Origin of the sequence: Micromonospora sp. NPDC049051 (assembly GCF_043197575.1) — a bacterium.
Taxonomy (GTDB): domain Bacteria; phylum Actinomycetota; class Actinomycetes; order Mycobacteriales; family Micromonosporaceae; genus Micromonospora.
This window is the reverse complement of record NZ_JBICTL010000007.1, coordinates 204,960-218,473: the sequence shown is the minus strand read 5'-3', so window position 1 is coordinate 218,473 and position 13,514 is coordinate 204,960. Positions and strand designations below refer to the sequence as shown.

Genomic DNA, 13,514 nt, shown 5'->3' with positions numbered 1-13,514 from the left:
CCCGGGCCGGGTGACCCGGGCGCCGGCGCCTGCGTCAGGGCAGCGACCGCAGGAACGGGCCGTGGCTGAGGCGGAACTCCCAGGCGTAGAACCGGTCCCAGTTGATCGACCAGGTCATCAGGCCGCGGAAGGCGGGGTTGGTGCCGCTGCGCGGGGCGTACGAGCCGCAGCCCTGTCCCTTCACCAGGCAGGTCACCGCGGCCTGCACCCCGGCCGGGGCGAGGTAGCCGTTGCCGGCGCTGGGGGAGGAGGGCGCGCCGAAGGCCACCTGGTCCTCACGCAGCGGCGGGAAGACGCGGTCGGCGTTGCCGGCGACGGGGAAGCCGGCGAGCAGCATGTCGGTCATCGCGACGTGGAAGTCCGCGCTGCCCATGCTGTGGTACTGGTTGTCGAGCCCCATGATTGGCCCCGAGTTGTAGTCCTGCACGTGCAGTACGGTGATGTCGTCGCGCAGCGCGTGGATCACCGGCAGGTACGACCCGGCGCGCGGGTCCTGCCCGCCCCACGGCCCCGAGCCGTAGAACTGGTAGCCGAGCTGGACGAAGAACGTCTCGGGCGCCATGGTGAGCACGAAGCCCGCCCCGTACCGCTGCTTGAGGGTGCGGATCGCGGAGATCAGGTTGACGATCACCGGCGTGGTCGGGTTGCGGAAGTCGGTGTCGCCGGTGTCGAGGTAGAGCGAATGTCCCTCGAAGTCGATGTCGAGCCCGTCGAGGCCGTACCGGTCGATGATGGTCGCCACCGACCGGACGAAGGTGTCCCGGGCGGCGGTCGTGGTGAGCTGGACCTGGCCGTTCTGCCCGCCGATGGAGAGCAGCACCTTTTTGCCCTGCGCCTGCTTGGCGCGGATCGCCGCGACGAACTCGGCCTCGGTCTCGACGCCCGGGCACTCGCTCGGCGGGCAGAGCTGGAACCGGATGTCGCCCGAGGTGACCGTGGTGGGCTCGCCGAAGGCGAGGTTGACGATGTCCCAGTCGGCGGGCACGTCGGCCATCCGCAGGTAGCCCGAGCCGTTGGCGAAGCTGGCGTGCAGGTAGCCGATCAACGCGTGCCGGGGCAGCCCGCCGGGCGGGGGAGTGGTCGGCGGCGGGGTGGTCGGCGGTGGTGTCGTGGGCGGCGCGGTGGTGGGCGGGGCGGTGGTGGGCGGGGGCGTGGTCGGCGGGCTGGTGGGGGTCCCGCCGGAACACGGGGCGCCGTTGACCGTGCAGTCGGTGGGGGATCCGGAGCCGGTGGCCAGGAAGCCGAACGACACCGAGGCGCCGGGGGCCACGGTGCCGTTCCACGAGCGGTTGGTGAACGTGTGCCGCTGGCCGGCGCTGCTCACCGTGGCGTCCCAGTAGGAGCCGAGCGTGGTGCCCGCGGGCAGGGTGAAGGCGACCTGCCAGCCGGTGATGGTGCCCGGGCCGCCGTTGGTGACGGTGTAGCGCCCCTCCCATCCGGTGCCCCAGTCGGCGGTCTTGACGAAGGTGGCGGTCGGGCCGGCGGCGCGGGCCGGCGCGGCCAGGGTCAGCGTGGTGGCCGTGACGGTGGCGAGGGCCGCGACGGCGGCCAGCAGCAGGTTTCGGGCAGGGCGACGCATCCGGACCTCCCGGGTACGAGGGCCGTCGGATCGACGGATGCACAATTATTAGGATTGTTAACTGTAGTTGTCCAGGTGTGCCGACCGGACTTCCCGATCCGTTTCGCCCCGTGCCCCGCGCGAGTTTTCGGCCCCCTGCGTCCATCCTGGACCGCCGGCGTGCGGAAATGTCGTACCCGGGGGCGACCATCCATCCATGGCTGTCCCCGCTCTCACCCCGCACACCGACCAGCCGCGCTCGGTGCCGCTGCGCGAGGCGCGCACCCGGCTCACCCAACTCGTCGCGCTGGCCGAGTTGACCGACACCGTCACCATCGTCACCCGCGACGGCGACCCCCGACCCGTCGCCGCGATCGTCCCCGCGGCGGCCGCCCGCAGCGCCGCCCAGGCCCGCGCCGACGCCGACCGCCTCGCCACCGTCACCGCCGGTTGGGCCCGCCGCCTCGACGAGGCGCACCGGCTGAGCAGCCGCCGCCACTCCGCCGAGCTGCGCGCGGTCACCGCCGCCCTCGCCGAGGTGTGGGCGGAGCTCGACCGGCGCGTCACGCCGGGCAGCGACCCGGGCCTCGCCCGGCTCCGTGCCGCGCACGCCGACCTGCTGGCTGCCGACCCCGCCGCCTGACCGGGCCCGCTGCGGTCCAGCGCCGCTGCCGTCCACGTGTCTCGTCCGGCGTCGGCGTCGTACAGCGTGCCGTCCGGCCGTGCACGAGCTGCCCGCCTTCCGCGCCCCGCGCGCCGATCTCCTCGGCGGGCACCGGCACCGTTTGGCGTCCCGCGTTCCCACCCCAGCCGTGCGTCGGTGCCGGCCGCAAGGCAGCGGCGGCGTCAGCCGGCGGGGTAGGCGTGCGTCTCCGCCGCCTTGACTGCGGCCCAGACCGGCTGGCCGGGGGCCAGGCGTAGCTGGGCGGCGGCGGCCGGGGTGACGTCCGCCGCCACCCCGATCGGCCCGTCGAGCCGCACCCGCAGGTTGTCGCCGTGTCGCTGCACGCCGGCCACCGTCGCCGCCCAGGTGTTGCGCGGGCTGCCCTCGGGGCGGGCGGGATGCAGGGCCACCGCCGACGGCCGGAAGGCGACGAAGGCCTCCCCGTCGAGCCGGTCGGCGACGGTGAGGGTCAGCCCGTCGGCGACCCGTATCCGGTGCCCGTCGGCGTGTCCCCGGTGCAGGTTCAGCCCCACGAGCCGCGCCACGTAGTCGGTGCGTGGCCGCGCCGTGACGGTCGCGGCGTCGCCCTCCTGCACCACCCGGCCCTCCTCGACGACCACGAGCCGGTCGGCCAGCACCAGCGCGTCCAGCGGATCGTGGGTGACCAGCAGGGTGGCCCCCGGATGCGCGGCGAGGTGCCGGTGCAGCTCGGCCCGGGTGTCCAGCCGGGTGCGCGCGTCGAGCGCGGCGAGCGGCTCGTCCAGCAGCAGCAGCGCCGGCTCGACGGCGAGCGCGCGGGCCAGCGCGACCCGCTGCGCCTGCCCACCCGAGAGTTGTCGGGGCCGGCGGTGGGCGTGCTCGGCCAGGCCCACCCGGTCCAGCCAGTCGTGGGCCCGCCGACGGGCGCCACGCCGGTCCGCGCCCCGCCGCCGAGGGCCGAACGCCACGTTCTCCAGCGCGCTGAGGTGAGGGAAGAGCAGGTAGTCCTGGAAGACCACGCCGATCGGCCGGCGCTCGGTCGGCGTCCATGCCCGGCCCTCCGGCCGGTCCAGGTCGACGCCGTCGAGGGTGAGGTGCCCGGCGCTCAGCGGGAGCAGGCCGGCGAGCGCGCGCAGCGCCGTGGTCTTGCCCGCCCCGTTGGGGCCGAGCAGCGCGACCACCTCGCCGGCGGCGACCCGCAGCGGCACGTCGAGGCGGAAGCCGTCCCGGTCCACCACGAGGTGCGCGTCGAGCAGCGGCGCGTTCACGGGCTGGTGATCCAGCGGTCGCGCAGCCCGGCGAGGATGGCCACCGAGACGACGAGCAGGACGAGGCTGAGCACGACTGCCGCCTGCACGTCCGTCTCCAACGCCAGGTAGACCGCCAGCGGCATGGTCTGCGTACGCCCCGGATAGTTGCCGGCGAAGGTGATGGTGGCGCCGAACTCGCCGAGCGCCCGCGCCCAGCACAGCACCGCGCCGGCCGCCAGACCGGGCGCCACCAGGGGCAGGGTGACGTGGGTGAACGTCGTCCAGCGACCCGCGCCGAGGGTGGCCGCCGCCTCCTCGTACCGGCCGTCGGAGCCGCGCAGCGCCCCCTCCACGGCGATCACGAGGAACGGCATCGCCACGAACGCCTCCGCCAGCACCACGCCGGCGGTGGTGAACGGCAGGCTGATGCCGAAGGTCGCGTCGAGCCAGCCGCCGAGCAGGCCCCGCCGCCCGAACACCAGCAGCAGCGCCACCCCGCCGACGACGGGCGGCAGGACCAGCGGCACGGTGACGAGGGCGCGTACCAGGCGCCGACCGGGGAACTCGACGCGGGCCAGCAGCCAGGCCAGCGGCACCCCGAGCAGCAGGCAGAGCAGCGTGGCCAGGGTGGCGGTCACCAGGGACAGCCGCAGCGCGGTGAGCACGCCCGGCGCGGCGAGCCGCTGCGGCAGGTCGGCCCACGGCGTACGGGCCAGCAGCCCGACCAGCGGCAGGACGAGGAAGGCCAGGCCCAGCGCGGCCGGCAGCAGCAGCGCGACGGGCACCCCGGCGCCCCGCCGCCCGGACCGGGTACGCGTCACGGGACCTGGAACCCCGCCTCGGTGAGCACCGCGCGTCCCCGCTCCGATCGGACGTACGCGACGAAGGCCCGCGCGCCGTCGGGATTCGGCGCGTCGCGCAGCACGACGATGGGGTAGTCGTTGACGGCGTGGGCGGACTCGGGGAACTCGACGGCCGTCACCTCGGCCGTGGCGGCCAGCGCGTCCGTACGGTAGACGAGGGCCGCGTCGACCTCGCCGAGGCGCACCTTGGACAGCGCGCCCCGGACGTCCTGCTCCAGGGTGACCGGAGTGAGGGCGAGCGAGGCGGCGGCGAGCGCGGTGCGGGCCGCCGCGCCGCAGGGCACCTGCTCCGCGCAGAGGGCGACCTTCACGCCCGGCCGGGTCAGGTCGGCCAGCCCGGCGACGCCCCCCGGGTTGCCCTTCGGCACGGCGACGACGAGCTGGTTGCGGGCGAAGAGCGCCGGGTCGCCGTCGGCGTTGCCCGCCCCGGTGACCGTGGCCATGTTCCGCGTCGCCGCCGAGGCGAACACGTCGGCCGGCGCGCCCTGGTTGATCTGGGCGGCCAACGTCGCGCTGCCGGCGAAGTTGAAGACGACGGTGGTGCCCGGGTGGGCCGCCTCGAAGTCGCGGCCGAGCCGGGTGAACGACTCCGTCAGCGAGGCCGCGGCGAAGACGGTCAGGGTGCCGCCGCCATCCGCCGACCCGCCGCCACCGGCGGCGCTCCCGCCGTCGCAGCCGGCCACGCCGGAAAGGGCCAGCGTCAGCGCCACCACCAGCGCCGGCCACCGACGCGGTCGCTGCGGACTCACGATCCCTGCCTCCCCCGGGCGTTGCCCGACGGCGCGGCCCGTTCCACCACCACCGTGGTCGACTTGATCACCGCGACGGCCAGCGAACCGACCCGGAGGTCCAACTCGTCGACCGCCTCCCGGCTCATCAGCGACACGATCCGGAACGGGCCGGCCTGGATGTCCACCTGCGCCATCACGGTGTCCTTGACGACGTTGACCACGATGCCGCGCAGCCGGTTGCGGGCCGAGGAGGCGTCCGACCGGTCGTCCGGCTCGGCGGCCTGACCGCGCGCGAACGCGGCGAGGTCGACCCCGTCGATCGTCCGGTGGCCGTGTGTGTCGCGGCCGGCGGCGAGCCGCCCGGCGTCCACCCACCGGCGTACGGTGTCGGCGCTGACGCCGAGCAGCTCGGCGGCCTCCCCGATGCGGAACGTCGTCACCGGTTCACCCTAGCGGCCGGCAGACGCAAGGCAGAAAGCCGTGTCAGCCCCGATTCTGCGACCACTCAAGACTGTCGAGCCTCGTGTACGCGGCCACACACGAGCCGTGACGCGATCGTCACCGGGTGCTGTCGCCGCGCGGCGGATTGGACCACAATGAAGGGCTCGTACGGGGGACGGCGTCGAGGAGGGCCGAGTTGGGTCAGGGCGACGAGTCCAGCAGCACCTCGCCGCCGCCGGTGGCTGCCGCCCGCGCGTCCAGGTCCCGGCAGGTGCGCCTGGCGGCCCTGCTGCTCCTGCTGGTGGTGGTCGTGGCGGCCACCGTACGCGTGATCGTGGCGACCGGCCCGCCCACCTGGGACGAGCTGCGCGAGCGGGCGGGGCTGACCAACCGGGACAGGCTGGTCATCGGCGTCAAGGACGACCAGCCGGGCGTGGCGCAGAAGTTGGAGAACGGCGCGTTCGAGGGTTTCGACATCGAGATCGCGTACATGATCGCCGAGGACCTCGGCTTCGACGCTCCTGAGGTGACGCTGCTGTCGATCGAGAGCGAGGACCGGGCGCGCCGGCAGGCGCGCGACGCGGACGGCAGCTTCGTCACCGTCGACCTGGTGGTCGCCTCGTACAGCATCACCGACCAGCGCCGCGACCAGGGCGTGGTCTTCTCCTTTCCCTACCTGGAGACCGAGCAGTCGGTGCTGACGCTCGCGTCCGACCCCCGCAAGGTCGCCAGCCTGCGCGACCTCGAGCGGGCGAAGGTCTGCACGCTGGGTACGTCCACCTCAGAGCAGCGCCTGCGCGAGGCGGGCGCGAGCCCGATCGGCCGCAACCGGATCAGCGAGTGCATCCAGGCGCTCTACGACAAGGAGGTGGACGCGGTCACCACCGACGCGGCGATCCTGGCCGGCTTCGTGGGCACGCGCCCGCCCGGCGAGCTGCCGCCGGCGACGAAGCTGCTGCGGCCGAAGGAGCTGCGGCACTGGGACATCGGGGCGGAGTCGGCGGAGAAGTGGGGCGTGAACACCGGCCCGATACCGGAGATGCGGGACCTGGTCAACCTCTCCCTCCAGCAGTCCGCGAAGGGCCCGGACGGCGACCGCTGGAAGGCGGCCTTCGACCGCTACCTGGCCTCGGAGCAGCAGTACAGCAACCCCCAGCAGGTGGCGGTCGGCCGGCAGCCGGAGCCCGAGGAGAAGGTGGAGGTGCGGCAGTGGCCGTGGCAGAGGTGGGCCCTGCCTTCTCCGAACCGGCCCCGTTCGGGCGCGCCGACCGTCGCCCGGGCACCAAGCAGGCGCAACAGGCGCAGCAGTGGCTGTTGACGCTGCTGCCGGCGTTCCCGGTGCTGCTGTTGGTGCTGCGGCTCTGGCGGCTCAGTCGCCAGGACATGCCGACGATGCTGCTGCTCGTGCAGTACGTCAGCCCGCTGGGGCTGCTCAGCGCCCTGCTGATCGCCCTGGTGTGGGCGTTCCCGCTCGTCGTGCTGGTGCTGACCGTCCTCGGCCGGCTGCTCCAGGTCAGCTCCCCTGACCGGTTCGACCCGGAACGCTCGCTGCTCGCCTACGGCACCGTGCGTACCCCCGGCTGGGTGCTGGTGGCGGCGATCGCGCTGGCGGCGCTCACCTGGCAGCTGCGGTTCCTGCCGCTGCTGGTGATGCTCGCCCTGTCGCTGTTGGCGCTGCGGACCCGGCTGCGCCATCCGGAGCGCCCCCGCCTGCTCCTGCTCACCGCCCTGGTGCTGCCGGTCCTGGCGGCGGCCGCCAGCTACGCCTGGCTGGCGCCCGCCGTGCCGAACGCCCTCGGCGAGGGCGAGCTGGCCACCGCCCTGCTGCTGGTCGTGCCGCCGCTGGGAGCCCTGGTGCTCACCGGGCCGCTGCCGCGTCCGGTCGCCCCGGCGCTGACCCGCGTCCTCGCCTACGCGGTGTCCGCGGCGGTACCGCTGGTGATGGGCGCGGTCTTCCTGCGGGTGCCGCTGCTGCCCGCCGTGGCCGTCGAGGTCGGCCCGGAGGCGGGCCCGGTCCGGGAGGTGGTCCGCGGCGAGGCGGTCACCGTGACCGACCGGATGACGATCGTGCTCGACGGGCAGGGCGAGGTGCGTTTCCTCCCCAACGACCAGGTACGCGGGCAGCTGCTCTGCCCCGACCGGGGACGGATTCCGGTCAGCCGGGTGCACGTGTACGGCTGGCATGTCGAGGAGACGGCGCTGGACTGGATGATCCCCCGGCAGCCGGTGGGGCGGGCGGACCCGCGCTGCCTGGGCCGGGCGCCGGTCGCGGGGCCCGCCGACGCGCCCGTGCCGCCGTCGTCCGGGCCCGCCGGTGCCTCTGCGCCGGCGTCGCCGGGCGCCCGCTGACGCGAGCGCCCGGCGGGCGGCGCGGGCCGTCGACACCCCGCCCCGCCCGCCGGCCGCGTCCCGCGGGTCAGCAGTTGCGCAGCTCGGGGGACTGGTTGAGCAGCTGACCACGGGCGGAGACGAAGCGCCGGTACGCGTCGGAGTCGACGGCCGCCGGGCGGAACGCGGCGACCCGGTGGCAGTTCTGGAAGGCGAGCTTGACCTGGAAGTGCCGTTCCAGGCCGGCCCGGATGGCGTCGCTGGCGAGCGCGCGCAGCAACTGGCCGCGTTCGGCCTCGCTGGGCGGCGGGATCACGTTGTCGGCGTGCTCCGCGCCGGTCGACGCCAGTTCGGCGGCCACGCGGCTGACGGTCTGCCAGGCGTACGGCAGCGAGTCGCGGACGCAGGCGACGAACTCGGCGTCGTCGACGGGACCGCGCTCGGCGGCGTCGAGCAGGGCGGGCGGGACGGTGAGAGACATGGTTCTCCTCAAGCTCAGTGGTAATGACTACGGTTTTCATTACCGGACCGAGTGAGCACACCACGAGGGCGCTGTCGCGTCAATGACCGTCCGGCGTGCCGCGCCGACCCACCGTGACGGCGGTTGGGCGCGACCGGCCCGCCGGTCCGGGTCGGTGTGTGGGAACGTCGGGAAGGGCCGGGGTCAGCCCCGCCGCGCGGTGCGGCCCTTGAGGTGGCGGCCCAGCTCCCGGGCGATCTCCCGTTCGGCGTCCCGCTCGGCCAGCGCCTGCCGCTTGTCGTACGACTTGCGGCCCTTGGCCAGGGCCAGCTCGACCTTCGCCCAGCCGCCCGAGAAGTACATCGACAGGGGCACCAGGGCCAGGCCGCCCTCGCGGGTCCGCTCCAGGATCCGGGCGATCTCCACCCGACGCAGCAGCAGCTTGCGGGTGCGTCGGGGCGCGTGGTTCGTCCAGCTGCCGAAGCCATACTCGGCGATGTGCAGCCCGTAGAGCATCAGCTCGCCGTCGCGCTCCTGGGCGAAGGCGTCGACCAACGACGCCCGGCCCTCGCGCAGCGACTTGACCTCGGTGCCGGCCAGCACGATCCCCGCCTCGTAGGTCTTGAGGATCGTGTAGTCGTGCCGCGCCTTCTTGTTCGAGGCGATCAGCCTGCGCTCCGTCTGCCGGGCCGTGTTCACCCGGTCGAGGATATCGCCCGCCGGTCGGCGACCCGTGTGGAGAGCCGCCTCACGCAAGGCGTACGCGGGCGGCGGCATCGCGGGCCGACGCCCGGCCGAATCCGATGGCGCCGGCCGGGTCCGGCGGGGGAGACTCCCCGGATGGATCACCGGGCGCTGGTGCGGCTGAGCAAGCGGATCTCCCTGGCGTTGCGGCACGAGCCGGCCCGCTTCGGCCTCGCACCCGACCGGGCGGGCTGGGTGCCGGTCGACGACCTGCTCGCCGCGATGCGGATCGACCGCACCGACCTGGACGCCGTGGTGGCCGGCAACGACAAGCAGCGCTTCGCCGTGGAACGCGGGGCCGACGGCGGCGAACGGATCCGTGCCAGCCAGGGGCACTCGATCCCGGTCGAGCTGGGGCTGGCGCCCAGCCCGCCGCCGGCACGGCTCTACCACGGCACCAGCCGCCTCGTGCTCGACTCGATCCGGGCGACCGGCCTGCACCGGGCCGGCCGGCACCACGTGCACCTGTCGCCGGACGAGGCGACCGCCCGGCGGGTGGGCGCCCGGCGGGCGGGCGAGCTGGTGGTGCTGACCGTGGACGCGGCGGCGATGGCCCGCGACGGGCACACCTTCTATCGCAGCGCCAACGGGGTCTGGCTCACCGACGCGGTACCCGCCCGCTACCTGGCGGGCTGAGCGTCCGGCTCCCGCCTCGGCGTCCGGCGCAACCCGGCTTGCGCGCTCGGCGTGCGGCTCACTCCGGCTTGCGCGCTCGGCGTGCGGCTCAGCCCGCGCGTCGGGCGAGGAACTCGGTGAGCACCCGGGTGTGGGTGGAGAAGGCCAGCTCCGTCGGCTCGGTGAGCACCAGCCACTCGGTGGCCTCCTCGGTCGGCGCCGACGCGGGCAGCGCGTCGGCGTGCCGTTCGGGCAGCTCGCCGAAGACCATCATCGTGCCGCCGGCCGGGGCGCCGTAGACCGACAGGAGGCGGGCGTCGGCGGCGTCGGCGTGCAGGCCCGTCTCCTCCCGCAGCTCCCGCACCAGCGCCTCCTGCCACTCCTCGCCGTACTCGATGAAGCCGCCCGGCAGCGCGAGCCGCCCGCGCGCCGGCTCGATGTCGCGGCGTACGACGACCACGCCGAGCCCCCGGGCCGTGCGGACCGGCAGCACCGCCACCGCGACGGGCAGCGGGTTGCGCCAGACCGTCTCACCGCAGGCCGCGCAGACCCGCGGCCAACCGGCCGCCGCCGGGTAGGCGGCGCCGCAGAAGGAGCAGTGGGAGTACGCCACGGCGGTCATGCCGCAGCACGTTACCCCGCCCGCCCGGGGCCGCCGCGACCTGCCGCCCCTGCCGCCCGGGTGGCGGGACCGGCGCTCACGGGTGGCCCGCGCGCAGGGTGTCGCGGGCCGTCATGAGGGCGAACCCGAGCAGGTTGTCCCCCTGCCAGCGCGCCGGATCCTCCGCGCGCGGGTCGTCGGCGGCCAGGCCGATGCCCCAGACGCGGTCGAGCGGGCTCGCCTCCACGAGCACCCGGTCACCGGTGCCGAGCAGGAACGCCCGCAGGTCGTCGTGCTGACCGAACTTGGCGACGCTGCCCGCCACCACGATGTCGAGGCGCCGGGTCTCCCACGTCGCCTGGTCGAAGCCGCGCACCTGGCGGCCGAGCGACTTCGCGCGGTCAGGATGCCCGGCCGCCAGAATCCGTGCGGCGACCGTCGTGTCGCCGAACAGCATCGCCTTGTGCCACATCATCCAGTGCTCGGCGGTGGCGTACGTCCGCTCGCCGTCGCTGAACGGGGCGGGCCACCACTGGCTCAGGCAGCCGGGCCCGACGCTGCCGTCGCGCTGGGGTCGGTGACCCCAGAAGTGCAGGTAGCGGACCTCCTCGCCGGCGTTGACGGCGGCGACGAGTTCGGCGACGGTGCGGGGCGACATGCGGGCGAGTCTGCCCGAGGGGTCCGACGGAACGCGCGCGATTTCCGGGGCGGGGCCGGCGCCGCCTGCCGGCCCACGGCGGAACCCGCGCGGCTCCCCGACCGGCACCGGGCCGACGCGTGGCGCAGCGTCGGGCCCGGCTCGCGGGCGCCGCCGTGCCGGCGTGGTCAGGCCGCCGGCGTGCCGGCGTGGTCAGGCCGCCGGCGTACCCGTGTAGAAGGCCGTGGTGCGACCCGCGGCGGCCTGCGCCTGCCCGGCGTCGGTGCCGTCGGCGACGCTCGCCTCGCCCCACCGCTCGCTGCTCTCCGTCACGAACCGCCGGCCCTGCTCGGAGACCATCCAGGCCTCGCTCTCCTCCGGCGTGACCCCGCTGCCGTCGGCGGCGAGGTGCGAGGCCAGCCCGAGCAGTCCCAGGTCCCAGCCGACCCCGAGCGCGCCCGGACCGAACTGGTCCCAGCGCTCCTGGTCGACGTGGGCGACGTGCTCCAGCTCGAACCGGGTCCGGCCGTCCTCGACCGGCGTCAGCCGCACCTCGATCCAGCTCACCTCGCCGCCGAACTCCCAGGTGGCGGCGAAGCTCTTCGGCGGGTCGCAGCGCTCCACCGTGCCGCCGGCGTTGCCCTCCAACTGGTAACGGCCGTGCAGCCGCAGGTCGCCGGAGATGGGCATGAACCAGCGGGGGATGCGTTCGGCGTTGGTGCAGGCGTCCCAGACGTCCTCGAGCGGCGCGTCGTACGTCTGGCTGATGGTCATCACCCGGGCCTCGCCGGCCTCCAGCACCCGCCGGCCGAGCTGGCGGCGTACGGCGTTGATCTGCTCGGTCGCGTCGATCATCGGTCTCTCCCGTGTTCGGTCGTGTCGTCGGTCGGGGGCGGCTGTTCGCGCAGCCGCCGTTCGCGCCTGCCTCGGGCCAGCTCGGTGGCGAGAGCGTGCAGGGGCGGCGTCCAGAACCGCCGGAAGTTCTCGAGCCAGCGGTCGACCTCCCGCAGTGGCCGGGTGTCGACGGCGTAGAGGCGCCGCGTCCCCTCCGCCCGCACGGTGGCGAAGCCGTTGTCCCGCAGCACCTTGAGGTGCTGGGAGACGGCCGGCTGCGAGATCCCGAACTCCCGCCGGATCACGTCGCACAGCCCGCCGGCGGTCATCTCGCCGTCGGTGAGCAGTTCGAGGATGCGGCGCCGCACCGGGTCGCCGAGGACGTCGAAGGCGTGCACGGCCTCTTTGTATCAGGCCAGACTTATTTAAGCAATCAGTGATGGGGTGTCGCGCGGAACCGTCGGGGATACGACTCTTCGCGGGGTCCGCGCGAAGATCGCACAGGGCTACCCTGGCATCGACGGACCTATAATTTCCGTACCATCGTGGGACCCGTGAGCGGAGGCGGGCGTGCCACTCTTCTTCCTGAGCTACGCCCATGAGGACAACCGCAACGGCCAGGTGCAGGAGTTCTTCGTCGACCTCAGCGACGCGGTGGCCCGGCTGGCCGGCGTGGGGTGGGACGAGGTGGGGTTCGTCGACGGGCAGATGCCGCTCGGCGCGACCTGGTCGCACGAGCTCGCCGACGCGCTCGCCACCAGCTCCTGCCTGGTGGCGCTGACCTCCCCCCGCTACGTCGTGAGCGACTACTGTGGACGCGAGTTCCGGGTCTTCGCCGACCGGATGGACGCCCACGAGCGGGAGTTCCGCCGCCGTCCCCCCGCGGTGCTGCCGATCCGCTGGGTTCCCTGCGACCGCATGCCCGAGGCGCTGACCGGCTTCCAGCACAAGAACTTCCCGGCCGGCGCGGTGTACGCCCAGGACGGGCTGCTCACCCTCAAGCAGCGCCGCCGGCACCACGACGAATACCAGGACTTCGTCGACGCGCTGGCCAAGCACATCGTGCAGACCGACCGCGACCACCGCCTCACCCGCCTCACCCGGCGTCCGGTGCTCGCCAACGTCACCAGCGCCTTCGAGACACCGCGCCGGCGGCCGGCGGCCGGGTCGTCCCCCGCCCGGGTGCCCCGTGCGACCAGCGCCCGGCACGTCTGGTTCGTCCTGGCCGCCGGCAGCTCTGCGGAGCTGGCCGACACCCACCCGGGAGCCGACGAGCGCTACGGCGCGCTGGCCCGGGACTGGCGGCCGTACCGCCCCGAGCTGGAGGCGCCGATCGGCAGCTACGCCGGGGCCATCGCCACCACCAAGAGCTACGGCTGGACGGTGGAGGACGCCGCCGACCTCGCCGAGGTGCGGGAGTGGGCCCGGGCGCACAACCAGATCGTCGTGCTCGTGGTGGACGTCTGGTCGGCCGGCCTGCCGCGTTACGAGCTGACCCTCGTCGGCTACGACCGCGACCCCGACACCACCACCCCCGTGCTGGTGCCCTGGACGGCCGTCGACGACGCGGCGGCCGACGGCAACCAACGGATGTGGGAGACCCTGGCCCGCGTCCTGTCGCACCACGTCGTGCGCAACGATCCCGCCATGTGGCGACCGGAGATCGCCACCGCCGGCCGCTTCCACGCCGAGCTTGAGGACGCGCTGGTCGTGGCGCAGAGCCGCATCTACCGTACGGGCACGGTCTACCAGGAGCCGCCGTCGGACGGCCCGGTGCACCGCCCGATCCTCGAAGGTCCATGATGGAGG

General features: G+C 74.4%; 16 protein-coding genes. 5 read left to right on the top strand and 11 right to left on the bottom strand.

What is annotated here, in order from left to right; translation table 11 throughout:
- Positions 1-34 precede the first annotated feature (34 nt).
- Positions 35-1,558 carry a chitinase gene (locus tag ACGFIR_RS27225; RefSeq protein WP_393148030.1) on the bottom strand — a complete coding sequence of 508 codons (1,524 nt, stop codon included), beginning with the start codon at positions 1,556-1,558 and terminating at the stop codon, positions 35-37.
- A 217-nt stretch (positions 1,559-1,775) separates the two neighbouring features.
- Here ACGFIR_RS27225 and ACGFIR_RS27220 point away from each other — a divergent pair, with 217 nt between their 5' ends.
- On the top strand, positions 1,776-2,201 hold the full coding sequence (locus ACGFIR_RS27220; RefSeq protein WP_393006880.1) for a type II toxin-antitoxin system Phd/YefM family antitoxin: 426 nt from the start codon (positions 1,776-1,778) through the stop codon (positions 2,199-2,201).
- A 203-nt stretch (positions 2,202-2,404) separates the two neighbouring features.
- On the opposite strand, the gene ACGFIR_RS27215 is transcribed toward ACGFIR_RS27220, so the two are convergent.
- From ACGFIR_RS27215 to ACGFIR_RS27200, 4 genes are read right to left on the bottom strand one after another with little or no spacing between them, the layout of a single operon-like run.
- Positions 2,405-3,469 carry an ABC transporter ATP-binding protein gene (locus ACGFIR_RS27215; RefSeq protein ID WP_393006882.1) on the bottom strand — a complete coding sequence of 355 codons (1,065 nt, stop codon included), beginning with the start codon at positions 3,467-3,469 and terminating at the stop codon, positions 2,405-2,407.
- A complete protein-coding gene (locus tag ACGFIR_RS27210) occupies positions 3,466-4,272 on the bottom strand; it encodes an ABC transporter permease (protein WP_393006884.1) in 807 nt (268 codons plus the stop codon). Before ACGFIR_RS27210 ends, ACGFIR_RS27215 begins: the two co-directional genes overlap by 4 nt.
- A complete protein-coding gene (modA, locus tag ACGFIR_RS27205) occupies positions 4,269-5,063 on the bottom strand; it encodes a molybdate ABC transporter substrate-binding protein (protein ID WP_393006886.1) in 795 nt (264 codons plus the stop codon). Before modA ends, ACGFIR_RS27210 begins: the two co-directional genes overlap by 4 nt.
- Complete coding sequence (locus tag ACGFIR_RS27200) at positions 5,060-5,485, bottom strand: molybdopterin-binding protein (RefSeq protein WP_393006888.1); 426 nt, start codon at positions 5,483-5,485, stop codon at positions 5,060-5,062. The genes modA and ACGFIR_RS27200 overlap by 4 nt, the downstream gene beginning before the upstream one ends.
- 197 nt (positions 5,486-5,682) lie before the next feature.
- Between ACGFIR_RS27200 and ACGFIR_RS27195 the strand changes: the two genes are divergently transcribed.
- Positions 5,683-6,804, top strand: a complete 1,122-nt coding sequence (locus tag ACGFIR_RS27195) for a transporter substrate-binding domain-containing protein (RefSeq protein WP_393147976.1) — start codon at positions 5,683-5,685, stop codon at positions 6,802-6,804.
- Positions 6,801-7,835: a hypothetical protein gene (locus ACGFIR_RS27190; protein WP_393147974.1), complete on the top strand. Its 1,035-nt coding sequence runs from the start codon at positions 6,801-6,803 to the stop codon at positions 7,833-7,835. Before ACGFIR_RS27195 ends, ACGFIR_RS27190 begins: the two co-directional genes overlap by 4 nt.
- Positions 7,836-7,902: 67 nt before the next feature.
- Here ACGFIR_RS27190 and ACGFIR_RS27185 read toward each other — a convergent pair whose 3' ends face one another.
- Positions 7,903-8,295 (bottom strand): SCO5389 family protein, encoded by a 393-nt coding sequence (locus ACGFIR_RS27185; protein ID WP_393147972.1) that lies wholly within the window; start codon positions 8,293-8,295, stop codon positions 7,903-7,905.
- 183 nt (positions 8,296-8,478) lie between these two features.
- Positions 8,479-8,973, bottom strand: a complete 495-nt coding sequence (gene smpB / locus ACGFIR_RS27180) for an SsrA-binding protein SmpB (protein WP_393006896.1) — start codon at positions 8,971-8,973, stop codon at positions 8,479-8,481.
- Between the two features lie 141 nt (positions 8,974-9,114).
- On the opposite strand from smpB, the gene ACGFIR_RS27175 reads away from it, so the two are divergent.
- The gene (locus ACGFIR_RS27175) at positions 9,115-9,654 is read left to right on the top strand and encodes an RNA 2'-phosphotransferase (protein ID WP_393006898.1); all 540 of its coding nucleotides are present in this window, start codon (positions 9,115-9,117) and stop codon (positions 9,652-9,654) included.
- Positions 9,655-9,742: 88 nt separating this feature from the next.
- Here ACGFIR_RS27175 and ACGFIR_RS27170 read toward each other — a convergent pair whose 3' ends face one another.
- The 4 genes from ACGFIR_RS27170 to ACGFIR_RS27155 all read right to left on the bottom strand — a co-directional run bounded on the left by ACGFIR_RS27170 (position 9,743) and on the right by ACGFIR_RS27155 (position 12,103).
- On the bottom strand, positions 9,743-10,255 hold the full coding sequence (locus ACGFIR_RS27170; protein ID WP_393006900.1) for an NUDIX domain-containing protein: 513 nt from the start codon (positions 10,253-10,255) through the stop codon (positions 9,743-9,745).
- 76 nt (positions 10,256-10,331) lie between these two features.
- Positions 10,332-10,892, bottom strand: a complete 561-nt coding sequence (locus tag ACGFIR_RS27165) for an NADAR family protein (protein ID WP_393006902.1) — start codon at positions 10,890-10,892, stop codon at positions 10,332-10,334.
- Positions 10,893-11,084: 192 nt separating this feature from the next.
- Positions 11,085-11,726, bottom strand: coding sequence for an SRPBCC family protein (locus tag ACGFIR_RS27160; RefSeq protein WP_393006903.1), 642 nt, complete (start codon positions 11,724-11,726; stop codon positions 11,085-11,087).
- Positions 11,723-12,103, bottom strand: coding sequence for an ArsR/SmtB family transcription factor (locus ACGFIR_RS27155; RefSeq protein WP_393147970.1), 381 nt, complete (start codon positions 12,101-12,103; stop codon positions 11,723-11,725). Before ACGFIR_RS27155 ends, ACGFIR_RS27160 begins: the two co-directional genes overlap by 4 nt.
- A 172-nt stretch (positions 12,104-12,275) precedes the next feature.
- Here ACGFIR_RS27155 and ACGFIR_RS27150 point away from each other — a divergent pair, with 172 nt between their 5' ends.
- Positions 12,276-13,508 (top strand): TIR-like protein FxsC, encoded by a 1,233-nt coding sequence (locus ACGFIR_RS27150; RefSeq protein WP_393147968.1) that lies wholly within the window; start codon positions 12,276-12,278, stop codon positions 13,506-13,508.
- Positions 13,509-13,514: the final 6 nt, after the last annotated feature.

Excerpts from the sequence above, each read along its gene's own strand:
- ACGFIR_RS27175 (WP_393006898.1), top strand. The coding sequence starts at position 9,115 with ATGGATCACCGGGCGCTGGTGCGGCTGAGCAAGCGGATCTCCCTGGCG.
- ACGFIR_RS27220 (WP_393006880.1), top strand. The coding sequence starts at position 1,776 with ATGGCTGTCCCCGCTCTCACCCCGCACACCGACCAGCCGCGCTCGGTG.
- ACGFIR_RS27160 (WP_393006903.1), bottom strand. The coding sequence starts at position 11,726 with ATGATCGACGCGACCGAGCAGATCAACGCCGTACGCCGCCAGCTCGGC.
- ACGFIR_RS27185 (WP_393147972.1), bottom strand. The coding sequence starts at position 8,295 with ATGTCTCTCACCGTCCCGCCCGCCCTGCTCGACGCCGCCGAGCGCGGT.
- ACGFIR_RS27170 (WP_393006900.1), bottom strand. The coding sequence starts at position 10,255 with ATGACCGCCGTGGCGTACTCCCACTGCTCCTTCTGCGGCGCCGCCTAC.
- ACGFIR_RS27165 (WP_393006902.1), bottom strand. The coding sequence starts at position 10,892 with ATGTCGCCCCGCACCGTCGCCGAACTCGTCGCCGCCGTCAACGCCGGC.